The following is an 11,737-nucleotide window of genomic DNA, read 5'->3' on the forward strand; positions in this document are numbered from 1 at the left end:
TGCCACAACACCGGTCCAAATGACACATCGGAGGTTTGTCGTGGAAAAGGCAGAAATCGGACTGATCGGTCTTGCGGTCATGGGCTCCAACCTGGCGCTCAACATCGCGGAGAAAGGCAATAAAATTGCGGTGTTCAACCGCACGCCTGAGAAAACCGACGAATTTTACGAAAGCGCCGGCGATCTGAAAAAGCAGATCATTCCCTGCAAGACCATCGAAGAATTCGTCGATGCGATCCGCCCGCCGCGTCCGATCATCATCATGATCAAGGCCGGTGAGGCCGTCGACCAGCAGATGGAAGCGCTGCGCCCGCATCTGTCCAAGGGCGACATCATGATCGATGCCGGCAACGCCAATTTCCGCGACACCGTCGCCCGCTTCGACCGCCTCAAGAACACCGATCTCACCTTCATCGGCATGGGTGTATCAGGCGGCGAAGAAGGTGCGCGCCATGGCCCGTCGATCATGGTCGGCGGCACCGAGGAATCCTGGAAGCGCGTCGAGAAGGTGCTGACCTCGATTGCCGCCCGCTACAATGACGAGCCCTGCGTCGCCTGGCTCGGCAATGACGGCGCCGGCCATTTCGTCAAGACCATCCATAACGGCATCGAATATGCCGACATGCAGATGATCGCCGAAATCTACGGCATCCTGCGCGACGGCCTCGGCAAGAGCGCTTCGGACATCTCCGGCATCTTCGGCGAGTGGAACAAGGGCCGGCTGAACTCCTACCTGATCGAGATCTCCGAGAAGGTGCTTGCCGCCAACGACCCCGTCTCCGGCGGGCCGATGGTTGACATGATCCTCGACAAGGCGGGCCAGAAGGGTACCGGCAAATGGTCGGCGATCGAGGCGCAGAACATGGGCATTCCGGCAACGGCGATCGAAGCCGCTGTCGCCGCCCGCAGCCTCTCCTCGATGAAATCTGAGCGCGAAGCTGCCGAAAAGATCTTCGGCACGCAGGCTGCGTCCTTCCCGATCTCTTACGGCTCCGAGCTCAACAAGGATCTGGAACTGGCGCTGTTTGCCGCCAAGATCGGCGCCTACGCACAGGGCTTCGCGGTGATGGCGGAAGCCTCGCGCGAGTTCAACTGGTCGCTGCCGATGCCGACGATCGCCCGTATCTGGCGCGCAGGCTGCATCATCCGCTCGCAGTTCCTCGACGAGATCACCTCGGCCTTCACCAAGGCTCCCGATGCCGCCAACCTGATCGTCACGCCCGCCTTCTCCGAAATGGTCAAGGAATCGATCCCGGCGCTTCGCCGCGTCGTCACGGCTGCGGTCTCCGCCGGCCTGCCGGTGCCGGCGCTGACCTCGGCGCTCACCTATTTCGACGCCTACCGCCAGGGCAGGGGCACGGCCAACCTCATCCAGGCCCAGCGCGACTTCTTCGGCGCCCACGGTTTCGACCGTCTGGATGGCAAGGATTTCCACCACGGCCCCTGGGGCAGCGGCGCGGCGACCTTCTGAGGTTTGCGGAGAAGAGATCGAGGAGAAGCCCGGCCGTTGCGCCGGGCTCAGTTAGTGACAAAGTCTCCTCCGTCATGCTCGGCCTTGTGCCGAGCATCTGATCACGACAGTTGTTTGACAGGAAAACATTTATTTTCAGATGCTTAATTGGACGTGCGTAGATCCTCGGCACTGGGCCGAGGATGACGTCGCGGGTTCCTTGAGCGGTTGGCGCTGAGCGAACCGCTCCGGCGTTTGGAAGCTAGAGTTCCGTTCCAACCCCCGCAGAAAGGCGACGACATGTCCGAAACGGGCGTGATCACCATCCGGACCGGGCGCCTTGTGCTCCGCATGCCTGATATCGATGATTTCGCCGCTTATGCCGGTATGATGGCCTCGCCACGCTCTGCCGGAATGGGCGGCCCGTTCGAGCTGCGGGCGGCGTGGGGGATGTTCTGCCACGACATCGCTCTCTGGCAGCTTTTCGGGCATGGGGCGCTGATGATCGATCTGGCCGAAACGGGCGAATGCGTCGGTCAAGTGGGGATCAATCATGGGCCGCTCTTTCCGGAAAAGGAGCTGGGCTGGTTCGTCTACGAGGGACATGAGGGACGCGGCTATGCGACCGAAGCGGCCTCCGCCCTGCGCGATTGGGCCTTCGCGACGCTTAAAGTATCGTCGCTCGTCAGCTATATCGCGCCCGGCAACGCTGCCTCGATCGCCGTTGCGGAACGGCTGGGTGCGCGTCTCGATCCCGCAGCGCCCCGAACCGATCCTGCCGATCTCGTCTATCGCCACCTCCCGTCCTGAGTCCGGGCTCGCGGGCCGCGGAGCGGTTGGTGACGGACGTCTCAATCCCTACATATCGATAAATCAGGATCGGACGCTGCAAGCGATGGGGATAGCGGATGACGGACGCGAAGCGGGAACATTGGGACGAGGTCTACCGCACGAAAGCCGCTGACAGCGTCAGCTGGTATCAGCCGACGCCGGAGCCATCCTTGCGGGCGCTTGACGATCTGCATCTTCCGGCCACTGCCGCGCTGATCGATGTCGGCGGCGGCGCGTCGAGCCTTGTCGACCGTCTCGTCGAGCGCGGCTGGTCCGACCTTACCGTTCTCGATATTGCTGCGCCGGCACTTGACGTCGCCAAGGCGCGGCTGCGGGGGGAGGCCGCCCAGGTCGCATGGATGGTGGCCGATGTCACCGTATGGAGACCGGAGCGCCGCTACGACGTATGGCACGACCGCGCCGTCTTTCACTTCCTCACCGAGCCGGAGCAGCGGCTCGCCTATCGCCGCGCCCTGGAAGCCGGCACGGCGCCAGGCGGCGTCGTGATCGTCGCGACCTTCGCACCTGACGGGCCGGAGCGGTGCAGCGGCTTGCCGGTCCAGCGTTACGACGCCGCCGCGCTGGCGGCGGAATTCGGCCCGGCCTTTGCATTGGAACGCGAATGGCGCGAGGAGCACACGACGCCCGGCGGCGGCCGGCAGTCATTTCAGTGGTGCGTGTTTAGACGACGCTAAACCCTCCGTCTCAAGCGTCGCGACCGGCACGCGCCATGCCGTGCTCTACCAGCCGGTCTATGATTTCGGGATAGCTGATGCCGCTTGCGGCCATCGCCTTGGAATACATGCTGATATCGGTGAAGCCGGGAATGGTGTTGAGCTCGTTGATGACGAAGCGCATGTCCGACGTCAGGAAAAAGTCGACGCGGGCCATGCCGTCGCAGCCGACGGCGCGGAAGGCTTTGGCGGCCATGTCGCGCATGGCGGCCTCGACCTCCGGCGGTAGGTCGGCCGGGACTTTCAGCGCCGCGCCGTTCTCATCGACATATTTGGCGTCGTAATTGTAGAAGCCGTGGCTTTCCGCCGGCACGATCTCGCCCGGCCGGGAAACGAAGAGTTCGCCCGCCGCATCCTCCAGCACGCTGAACTCGATCTCCCGGCCGGCGACGAATTCCTCGGCGAGCAGTGTGCGGTCGTGGCGGAAGCCTCCGGCAAGGGCTGCCGCGAATTCCTGGCTGGCATGGACCTTGGCGACGCCGACGGATGAGCCCTGCCGCGCCGGCTTGATGAAGAGCGGCAGGCCGAGTTCGCCTTCGAGGGCGGCAAGCGAAGGGGCCGCACCCTCATGGATCGTCACGGCGCGCGCCACCGGCAGCCCGGCCGCCCTAAGCAGACGCTTGGCGATATCCTTGTCGAGGGCCGCTGCGGACCCAAGGATGCCGCAGCCGACGAGCGGCACGCGGGCCACCTCGGCCGCGCCCTGCACCGATCCGTCTTCGCCATGCGGGCCGTGCAGCACGGGAAACAGGATGTCGATCCTCGGCAGTTCATGCGGCGCACCATGGGTAGGGATCGCCAGCATGCGGCCTTTTCCGCCGGGCACGAGGCAGAGCTCCGTGCCCGATGAAGGCGTGGCCAACGCGCCGTCCCCGACGCTGGCGAGCAGCCATTGTCCTTCCCGGGTGATGAAGACGGGAACGGCGTCGTATTTTTCCGGATCGAGCGCGCCCATGACATTGGTCGCCGAAAGGATGGAAACCTCATGCTCGGCCGAGCGGCCGCCGAAGAGCACGGCGATGCGTAATCTGTTTGGGGAAGGGGTCATGGAACCTCCTGATGATCTCGTGTTGAAAAGGTCAGCCGTCGATGGAAATGCCGCGATTGGCGAAGAAGCGATCGAAGACGGCAAGCGGCAGCGTGACATCCGCCTGGCTTGCCGGGTCATGGCCGGATGGATTGTGGAAGCGGATCGTCTCCGGCGAGGCTGCCGTCACCAGCACCAGATGCCCGCCCTTTGCCGGCGGTTCCTGCTCCGGCCAGCGGATCGACGGATGCACCGAGGCGATGAAGAAGCGCCGCTTTGACAGGAGATCGGGGATAGCCGATGCCTGAACGGCGGTGATCGTCTCGGCGGCGAGCGCGAATCGGTCGCCGACGAAGCGGACGAAGGGCGCGTAGATCAGCCCCTTGATCGAGGCGTCGATTTCGTTGACGACGTAACCGCCATATCCAGTGCAGGCGCGGGCAAGCTCCAGCGTCGGATGGATCTCGCCGCGCGCCGCAAGGATCATCTTCAGGCAGGCCATGCCGCAGACATTGACGGCCCAGCGCGCATATTCCTCGACCGTCGCGGCTCCCGAATGGCGCCAGAGCGGATCGCCGAGCAGAGCCTGCGTTCCCCCGGCAACGACCGGCAGCGTCATCCCAGGTGTTTCCCACTGACTGAAATAGGGCACGCCGCTTTGCTGTATTTAATCGATATTCCCCCGTGGCTCTTGTGCGGGATGGCCGGCAATCAAGGCTTTTTCGAGCCAGTGGGCCGCTTTCGAACCGGGGTGATCATGTTTGGTCAGCTTACGAGGGGAATGCGTCGTTTCAGCCTGAATTCTTGGCGACGATCAGAAATTCCGTCTTGCGGCCTCCGCATTTCCGTCCAGAAATTAGCCGGATAATGAATCCCGCTGACTCGTACAGCCAGTAGAGCGGCGGCATTCGCTTCTTCAATGCATCGACATGGGTCGATATATACTCGCCGACGAAGACGACCTCCATTCCGAGCTGCCGCAAGGTTGCGGCGATTTCCGAGTGGGATGCGTCGACGGAGTGTTCGACCGGGAAAGGCGCGTAGCCCGGCTTGCCGGCATTCGGCTGTTTCAGGATGTGGCGATAAAACAGGACATGCACCCAGCGGGGCGTCATGGTCGTGACCATGCCCTTGATCGAGGTCGATATCGGCCCCTTCACCACGACGACGCCTCCGGGTGACAGCGTATTTGCCGCCTTCGACAGCGCGGATTTCGGACTTTCGACATGCTCCAGCACGTCCCAGAAGACGCAGGCATCGAAGACCCGCGCTCCATAATCGATCGTCTGGGCGTCGCCCAGGATCTTCTCGCTCGCATATCTGTTTTTGTCGAGCTGCTCCCTGGAAATATCAAGGGCAGTGTATTCTGCTCCCTCGACATAGACGTAGGTGCGTGATCCTCCGCCGACCTCAAGAATTTTCGGGTGCGGCTTTGCTAAAAATGCCGGCCCGGCATGTAGTAAGACATCGCTTTCCCAAGGTGATGGCATTTTCTCCCCCGGATTTTGTCGCTACATTTACTAAAATACTCACGAATTGTATCTGTGGGCAACATCTGATCGCCAATCGCGGGCGATATAGATTACGGCTTCGATGTGCGCGACATTACTTGCGGGAAAAGATCATGGGCGAATTCAAGGCGATAGGACGCACCGCTCCTGGCGCACGGGCGCGTTCCAGGGCACGAAATGGATGTTCCTAGCGGCCGTTCTCCGGCCAGATCGGCTGGCTGATGCTCTGCAGCAGTTCCGGTTCGATGCCGTCGATGCGGGCGATGACGGCCTTGGCCATTTCGCGGCCGGCCTGGCGCACGTCTTCCTGGGCGGTGATGATCTCAGGCCTGATCCAGTTGAGGATCGGCACTGACTGCTTGGAGACCATGTCGAGATCGCGGCCGAGGGCCTTGCCGGCAGCCTCGATGCCGGCATTGACGGCGATCGCCGCGCTGCCGGCCGAGCAGACGATGCCGTCGGGCGCATTGCCGGAGCGCATCATCACTTCGACGATATCACGGATATCGGCGAGCGGCGCGTCGGTGTTGACGCGCAGGGGCACTTCCTCGGCGCCGTAATCATGCAGGCCGGTCTGGAAGCCGATGCGGATATGGGCGTAGTAGGTGAGCTTGCTCGGCGGCTGTAAGAGGGCGATGCGCCGCCGGCCGCGCCTGACGAGCCGCTCCACCGCCTGATGGGCGAAGGCCTCGTTGTCGAAATCGTGGAACGGGTGTGTGAGGCCGGCATCGGTGCGTCCATGCGTGGCAAAGGGCATGCCGCGCTCGGTCAGGAGCCGCACGCGCGGATCGTCCGGCTCGATGCGGGAGATGATGACGCCGTCGGCCGAGCCGGTCTCGAGGATATAGCGCACCGGCAGCATCGGGTCCTTGCTGTGCGAATGCGGTGTCACGACGATATGATAGGGCGTGCCGGACAGCACTTCCGATATGCCGAAGACCATCTGGCTCGAGAAGCCCATGATCTCCTCGTCGATGCTGAGGACGAGGGCGATGACGTTGGTCTTGCCGGTGCGCAGGCGCACACCCGCCCGGTTCGGCTGGTAGCCGAGCTGGCGGGCGACCATGCGCACCCGCTCCTTGGTCTCAGCACCGATATCGGGTGCATCCTTCAAGGCGCGCGATACGGTGGTCACGCCGAGGCCGGTCATGAAGGCGATCGTCTTCAATGTCGGGCGCTCGCGCGTCACCGCCGTCGATGCAGCCTGTCCGAAATTTCCCTTGTTTTCCATCCCTGTAGGCCTGCCTCACGCGAATTGGTCTCGCTTATAGAGGCTTTTTCAGACGCCGTAAGCCCGTCGCCTGCCAAAATCGCGCCTCCCTAAGGAATTCAATCTGTAACGATACAGTAGAAATGTCGAGTGGTTTTTCTTGTGTGCGTCGCAGCATCATTCGCATAGGTTGAATCGGCGGTTCGGGCTCGATTTTTCTGCAAGTGCGAAAGGCATGATATGCGGCTAAAAAATAAAATCAGAAAATTATCGTTTATATTCAATATTATATAGCTATATCGCATATGCGAAAACGCCTGTCTGGTCGCGGATTCAACTGACATGGCGAGGCCATTCGAAGCATTCAGAAGTGGCAATCCGGATCTTTAAAGAAAAATTTACAGGCGGACAGTTGCGTGAGGAAATCGATTGATCTAAGTTTTTCCGGCAACGTTTCAGTGAGGGAGGAGAACTCATGAAAATTCGTATGATGGCGGCCATGCTTGCCGCTTCGGCAGCGCTTCCGCTCAGTGCCGCCAGCGCCACCGATCTCGAAGTCACGCATTGGTGGACATCCGGCGGCGAGTCCGCGGCTGTCGCCGAGCTGGCCAAGGCATTCGACGCCACCGGCAACCATTGGGTCGACGGTGCGATCGCCGGTTCCGGCGGCACCGCCCGCCCGATCATGATCAGCCGCATCACCGGCGGCGACCCGATGGGCGCCACCCAGTTCAACCATGGCCGCCAGGCCGAGGAACTCGTCCAGGCCGGCCTGATGCGCGACCTGACCGATGTCGCCACCGCCGAGAAGTGGAAGGACATCATTCGTCCGTCGAGCCTGCTCGATTCCTGCACGATCGACGGCAAGATCTACTGCGCTCCGGTCAACATCCACTCCTGGCAGTGGCTGTGGCTTTCGAACGCCGCCTTCAAGAAGGCCGGCGTCGAAGTTCCGAAGAACTGGGACGAGTTCGTCGCCGCTGCTCCGGCTCTCGAAAAGGCGGGCATCATCCCGCTCGCCGTCGGCGGTCAGCCGTGGCAGGCCGCAGGCGCCTTCGACGTGCTGATGGTCGCGATCGCCGGCAAGGATACGTTCAACAAGGTCTTCAAGGACAAGGACGCCGAAGCTGCCGCCGGTCCTGAAATGGCCAAGGTCTTCAAGGCCGCCGACGACGCCCGCCGCATGTCCAAGGGCAGCAACGTCCAGGATTGGAACCAGGCGACCAACCTCGTCATCACGGGCAAGGCCGGCGGCCAGATCATGGGCGACTGGGCGCAGGGCGAGTTCGCGCTCGCGGGCCAGAAGGCCGGCACCGACTACACCTGCCTGCCGGGCCTCGGCGTCAACGAAATCATCTCGACCGGCGGCGACGCCTTCTACTTCCCGCTCTTGAAGGACGAGGAGAAGTCCAAGGCGCAGGCGGTACTTGCCAAGACCCTGCTCGATCCCAAGACCCAGGTTGCCTTCAACCTGAAGAAGGGTTCGCTGCCGGTGCGCGGCGACGTCGATCTCGCCGCCGCCAACGATTGCATGAAGAAGGGTCTCGACATCCTGGCGAAGGGCAACGTGATCCAGGGGACCGACCAGCTGCTTTCGGCCGACAGCCAGAAGCAGAAGGAAGATCTCTTCTCCGAATTCTTCGCCAATCCGTCGATGACGCCGGAAGACGCCCAGAAGCGTTTCACCGAAATCATCTCTTCGGCCGACTGATCCTCGGTCCTCGGGCTCATCAGGTCCGGTCCTGCGTTTCGCAGGGCCGGACTCCGCCGGATCTCCGATCCCGGCGCGAGCTTCGGCAGCCGGACGCGAGCGCGCGCATGCGCGGGCCGCGGGCGGGTTGCCGATAGGGACGGGAAGGGCACCGTTTTCAGGCGGCGTCCCGATCACCGAAGCGAGTGCGCTTCAGGAGGAAACGCATGACAGGTCAAGCGAAAGCCGGCCGGCCGTTTAAATTGCTGCGCAATCTGAATTCGAAGATTGCCTCCATTCCCATGATCCTCACCGCCATGGTCATCTTCGTCGGCGGCACGATCTGGACCGTGTTCTATTCCTTCACCAATTCCAAGCTCCTGCCGCGATTGAGCTTCGCCGGCGTCGAGCAATATGAGCGTCTCTGGGCCGCCCCGCGCTGGGTCGTGTCCATCGAGAACCTGGCGATCTACGGCGTGCTGTCGTTGATCTTCAGCCTGGTCATAGGGTTCCTGCTGGCGGCTCTCATGGATCAGAAGATCCGGTTCGAGAACACCTTCCGCACGATCTTCCTCTATCCCTTCGCGCTGTCCTTCATCGTCACCGGCCTTGTCTGGCAGTGGATTCTCAATCCGGATTTCGGCGTGCAGTCCGTGGTGCGCTCGCTCGGCTGGACGGGTTTCACCTTCAATCCGCTCTATACGCCTGAAATCGTCATCTACGGCATTCTGATCGCGGCGCTCTGGCAGGGCACGGGTCTCGTCATGTGCCTGATGCTCGCGGGCCTGCGCGGCATCGACGAGGATATCTGGAAAGCTGCCCGCGTCGACGGCATTCCGATGTGGAAGACCTATCTGCTCGTGGTCATTCCGATGATGCGGCCGGTCTTCATCACGACGATCGTCATCATCGCTTCGGGCATCGTCAAGGTTTACGATCTCGTGGTGGCGCAAACATCCGGCGGTCCCGGCATCTCGTCGGAAGTGCCGGCGAAATACGTCTACGACTACATGTTCCAGGCGCAGAATCTCGGCCAGGGCTTTGCCGCCTCGACCATGATGCTCGTCACGGTCGCCATCATCATCATTCCCTGGGCATATCTGGAATTCGGCGGAGGGCGCAAGCGTGTCTGACAATATCGCTCTCAAATCAGTCGACGGCGGCGGCGCCCCCTTCGAAGGCAAGGCGGTTTCCGGTCCGTCCGGACCGAAGCCGCGGCCGGTGGTTTCCGGCCGCAACATCATCATCTACGGCACGCTTTTCGTGGCCGCCGTCTATTACCTGATCCCGCTTTACGTGATGGTCGTCACCTCCCTCAAGGGAATGCCGGAAATCAGGCTCGGCAACATTTTCTCGCCGCCGATGGAGATCACCTTCGAACCCTGGGTGAAGGCCTGGGCGACGGCCTGCACGGGCCTCAATTGCGACGGTCTTTCGCGCGGCTTCTGGAATTCGGTGCGCATCACCGTCCCGTCGGTCGTCGTTTCCATCGCCATCGCCTCGGTCAATGGTTATGCGCTGGCGAACTGGCGTTTCAAGGGTTCCGAGTTCTTCTTCTCGGTCCTCATCATCGGCGCCTTCATTCCCTATCAGGTGATGATCTATCCGATCGTCATCATCCTGCGCGAAATCGGCATCTACGGCACGCTGACCGGCCTCGTCATCGTGCATTCGATCTTCGGCATGCCGATCCTGACGCTGCTGTTCCGCAACTACTTCGTGTCGCTGCCGGAGGAACTGTTCAAGGCGGCGCGTGTCGACGGGGCGGGCTTCTGGCAGATCTTCCTGCAGATCATGATGCCGATGTCGCTGCCGATCTTCGTCGTGGCGATGATCCTGCAGGTCACGGGCATCTGGAACGACTTCCTGTTCGGCGTGGTCTTCACCCGGCCGGATACCTATCCGATGACCGTGCAGCTCAACAACATCGTCAATTCCGTCCAGGGCGTGAAGGAATACAACGTCAACATGGCAGCGACGATCCTCACCGGCCTGGTGCCGCTGATCGTCTATTTCGTCTCCGGGCGGCTTTTCGTTCGCGGCATCGCCGCCGGCGCAGTGAAGGGGTGATCACATGAACATGAATTCAACTGTCTCCAATTCGAGCGTCTCCATCAAGGATCTGTCGCTGAACTTCGGCGCGGTCAGCGTGCTCAAGGATCTCAATCTCGACATCAACGACGGCGAATTCCTCGTGCTGCTCGGCTCGTCCGGCTGCGGCAAGTCGACCTTGCTCAACTGCATCGCCGGCCTGCTCGACGCTTCGGAAGGGCAGATCTTCATCAAGGGCAAGAACGTCACCTGGGAAGAGCCGAAGGACCGCGGCATCGGCATGGTCTTCCAGTCCTATGCGCTTTATCCGCAGATGAGCGTCGAGAAGAACCTTTCCTTCGGTCTTCGCGTCGCCAAGGTGCCGCAGGCCGAGATCGACAAGCGCGTGGCGCGCGCGGCCGAGATCCTGCAGATCCAGCCGCTTTTGAAGCGCAAGCCCGCCGAACTATCAGGCGGCCAGCGCCAGCGCGTGGCGATCGGCCGGGCGCTGGTGCGTGATGTCGACGTCTTCCTGTTCGACGAGCCGCTGTCCAATCTCGACGCCAAGCTGCGCTCGGAACTGCGCGTCGAGATCAAGCGCCTGCACCAGTCGCTGAAGAATACGATGATCTATGTCACCCACGACCAGATCGAGGCGCTGACGCTTGCCGACCGCATCGCCATCATGAAGAGCGGCATCATCCAGCAGCTCGACGATCCGACGACGATCTACAACCGGCCGCGCAATCTCTTCGTCGCCGGTTTCATCGGCTCGCCGTCGATGAATTTCCTGCGCGGTGAGCTGGTCAGCTCGGGCGACGGCATCGCCTTCGTGGCGAACGGCGTCACTTTCTCGCTCGCCGCCTACGATGCCAACGAGACGCTGCAGCCCGGCCGAAAGGTGGTGCTCGGCGTCCGCCCCGAACACATCAAAGTCAACGAAAATGCCGGCGGCGAAGAACATGACGCCACCGTCGATATCGAGGAACCGATGGGCGCCGACAATCTTTTGTGGCTGAAACATGCCGGTCACACCATGTCGGTACGCGTCAACGGCGCACGCCGCTTCAACGTCGGCGCCAAGGTGAAACTCAGCTTCGACATGGCGTTGGCTTCGGTGTTCGATGCGGATAGTGAGCTGCGTCTGTAGGGGAATTTTGCGGGTGACGTCGGAGATGGCGCCGCCTGCTCTTCCAAGGCAATTGAATATGAATTCGACTGATGCCCCATCCTCCCTCATTCCTGTGCTCGTC

Annotated in this window: 11 protein-coding genes; 7 read left to right on the forward strand and 4 right to left on the reverse strand. The window is 61.9% G+C overall.

What is annotated here, in order from left to right; genetic code table 11:
* Positions 1-19 precede the first annotated feature (19 nt).
* The 3 genes from gndA (at position 20) to ATY78_RS04010 (ending at position 2,976) form a co-directional block, all read left to right on the forward strand.
* Complete coding sequence (gndA, locus tag ATY78_RS04000) at positions 20-1,471, forward strand: NADP-dependent phosphogluconate dehydrogenase (RefSeq protein ID WP_190237386.1); 1,452 nt, start codon at positions 20-22, stop codon at positions 1,469-1,471.
* Positions 1,472-1,750: 279 nt separating this feature from the next.
* A complete protein-coding gene (locus ATY78_RS04005; protein WP_088681060.1) occupies positions 1,751-2,260 on the forward strand; it encodes a GNAT family N-acetyltransferase in 510 nt (169 codons plus the stop codon).
* 98 nt (positions 2,261-2,358) lie between these two features.
* Positions 2,359-2,976 carry a class I SAM-dependent methyltransferase gene (locus tag ATY78_RS04010; RefSeq protein WP_088681061.1) on the forward strand — a complete coding sequence of 206 codons (618 nt, stop codon included), beginning with the start codon at positions 2,359-2,361 and terminating at the stop codon, positions 2,974-2,976.
* A 10-nt stretch (positions 2,977-2,986) separates the two neighbouring features.
* On the opposite strand, the gene ATY78_RS04015 is transcribed toward ATY78_RS04010, so the two are convergent.
* From ATY78_RS04015 to ATY78_RS04030, 4 genes are all read right to left on the reverse strand, one after another.
* Entirely contained in the window at positions 2,987-4,063 is a 1,077-nt protein-coding gene (locus ATY78_RS04015; protein WP_088681062.1) for a D-alanine--D-alanine ligase family protein, read from the reverse strand.
* 31 nt (positions 4,064-4,094) lie between these two features.
* Positions 4,095-4,709, reverse strand: a complete 615-nt coding sequence (locus ATY78_RS04020; RefSeq protein ID WP_088681063.1) for a hypothetical protein — start codon at positions 4,707-4,709, stop codon at positions 4,095-4,097.
* A gap of 124 nt (positions 4,710-4,833) precedes the next feature.
* Positions 4,834-5,532, reverse strand: coding sequence for a class I SAM-dependent methyltransferase (locus tag ATY78_RS04025; RefSeq protein WP_088681064.1), 699 nt, complete (start codon positions 5,530-5,532; stop codon positions 4,834-4,836).
* 208 nt (positions 5,533-5,740) lie between these two features.
* Positions 5,741-6,784: a LacI family transcriptional regulator gene (locus ATY78_RS04030; RefSeq protein ID WP_088681065.1), complete on the reverse strand. Its 1,044-nt coding sequence runs from the start codon at positions 6,782-6,784 to the stop codon at positions 5,741-5,743.
* A 454-nt stretch (positions 6,785-7,238) separates the two neighbouring features.
* On the opposite strand from ATY78_RS04030, the gene ATY78_RS04035 reads away from it, so the two are divergent.
* The 4 genes from ATY78_RS04035 (at position 7,239) to ATY78_RS04050 (ending at position 11,634) form a co-directional block, all read left to right on the forward strand.
* Positions 7,239-8,474 carry an ABC transporter substrate-binding protein gene (locus ATY78_RS04035; protein WP_088681066.1) on the forward strand — a complete coding sequence of 412 codons (1,236 nt, stop codon included), beginning with the start codon at positions 7,239-7,241 and terminating at the stop codon, positions 8,472-8,474.
* A 206-nt stretch (positions 8,475-8,680) separates the two neighbouring features.
* Entirely contained in the window at positions 8,681-9,586 is a 906-nt protein-coding gene (locus ATY78_RS04040) for a sugar ABC transporter permease (RefSeq protein ID WP_088681067.1), read from the forward strand.
* Positions 9,587-9,590: 4 nt separating this feature from the next.
* Complete coding sequence (locus ATY78_RS04045) at positions 9,591-10,523, forward strand: carbohydrate ABC transporter permease (protein ID WP_088681212.1); 933 nt, start codon at positions 9,591-9,593, stop codon at positions 10,521-10,523.
* 4 nt (positions 10,524-10,527) lie between these two features.
* On the forward strand, positions 10,528-11,634 hold the full coding sequence (locus ATY78_RS04050; protein ID WP_088681068.1) for an ABC transporter ATP-binding protein: 1,107 nt from the start codon (positions 10,528-10,530) through the stop codon (positions 11,632-11,634).
* Positions 11,635-11,737: the final 103 nt, after the last annotated feature.

It is taken from the genome of Rhizobium sp. R635, from assembly GCF_002211285.1.
Taxonomy (GTDB): domain Bacteria; phylum Pseudomonadota; class Alphaproteobacteria; order Rhizobiales; family Rhizobiaceae; genus Rhizobium.